Source organism: Polaromonas sp. (assembly GCF_030682935.1).
Lineage (GTDB): Bacteria > Pseudomonadota > Gammaproteobacteria > Burkholderiales > Burkholderiaceae_C > Polaromonas.
The window spans coordinates 1-1579 of record NZ_JAUXNA010000215.1 but is presented as its reverse complement, the minus strand read 5'-3'; the positions used below and the strand labels follow the sequence as shown (position 1 = coordinate 1579).

Annotated in this window: 1 protein-coding gene and 1 pseudogene; both read left to right on the top strand. The window is 57.3% G+C overall.

The window, feature by feature from the left end:
- Positions 1-415: pseudogene (locus Q8K05_RS09870) on the top strand (isocitrate lyase); the annotation flags it as partial.
- Between the two features lie 98 nt (positions 416-513).
- Positions 514-1579: threonine--tRNA ligase (locus Q8K05_RS09865; RefSeq protein WP_305246456.1), on the top strand; the 1066-nt coding region annotated here is incomplete at its 3' end.

Genomic DNA, 1579 nt, shown 5'->3' with positions numbered 1-1579 from the left:
CGCGAAACAGTTCGCCGACGCTGTGCACAAGGTGCACCCCGGCAAGATGCTGGCCTACAACTGCTCGCCATCGTTCAACTGGAAGAAAAACCTGGACGATGCGACCATTGCCAAGTTCCAGAAAGAGCTCGGCGCCATGGGCTACAAGTACCAGTTCATCACGCTGGCGGGTATCCACTCCATGTGGTACAACATGTTCGACTTGGCGCAAGACTACGTGGCACGCGGCATGAGCGCTTATGTCGAGAAGGTGCAAGAGCCTGAATTCGCAGCCCGCGACCGTGGCTACACCTTTGTGTCGCACCAGCAGGAAGTCGGTACCGGCTACTTTGACGAAGTCACCACCGTGATTCAGGGCGGCAAGTCCAGCGTGACAGCGCTGACCGGCTCGACCGAAGAAGAGCAGTTCCACTGATCTGGGTTGAAAGCCGGAGCGGCGTAAAATTACGTCATTCCGGCTTCTCGTTTTCAAGCGCGGCTCGTCCGCGCTTTTTTAATTTTGTTTTCGAAACCATGATTCAAATCACACTTCCTGACAGTTCCAAACGTGACTATGCCGCCCCGGTGACAGTGGCCGAAGTCGCTGCGTCCATCGGCGCCGGTCTGGCCAAAGCGGCCCTGGGCGGAAAAGTCGATGGCAAGCTGGTCGATACCAGCTACCTCATCAGTCAGGACAGTGCGGTGTCCATCATTACCGCCAGGGATGCCGACGGACTGGAGCTGATTCGCCATTCTGCGGCCCATTTGCTGGCCTATGCCGTCAAGGATCTGTTTCCCGAGGCGCAGGTCACGATTGGGCCGGTGATTGAAAACGGGTTTTTCTATGACTTCTCTTGCAAGCGCCCCTTCACGCCAGAAGACTTGATCGCCATCGAAAAGCGCATGACCGAACTCGCCGCCAAGGACGAGCCCGTCATGCGCCGCGTGCTGCCTCGCGATGAAGCGGTGGCGCATTTCAAAAGCCTTGGCGAGCATTACAAGGCCGAGATCATTGCCAGCATCCCTGCCAACGAGGATGTATCGCTGTACCGCGAAGGTGCGTTTGAAGACTTGTGCCGCGGCCCCCACGTGCCGAGCACGGGCAAGCTGAAGTTCTTCAAGCTCATGAAAGTGGCTGGCGCCTATTGGCGTGGCGACCACCACAATGAGATGCTGCAACGTATCTACGGCACGGCCTGGGCTACCAAAGACGAGTTGCAGCAGTACCTGACGATGCTGGAAGAGGCCGACAAGCGCGACCACCGCAAGCTGGGCAAGGAACTGGATCTGTTCCATATTGACGACCATTCGCCAGGTCTGGTGTTCTGGCACCCCAAGGGTTGGACTGTCTGGCAGGGCGTGGAGCAATACATGCGCAAGGTCTATCAGAACAACGGTTACCAGGAAGTCAAGGGGCCGCAACTACTGGACAAGACGCTTTGGGAAAAGACAGGTCACTGGGACAAGTACCGTGACAACATGTTCACGACCGAGAGCGAAAAGCGCGATTTCGCCCTCAAGCCGATGAACTGCCCGGGTCACATCCTGATTTTCAAGCAGGGCATCAAGAGCTACCGCGACTTGCCGCTGCGTTACGGCG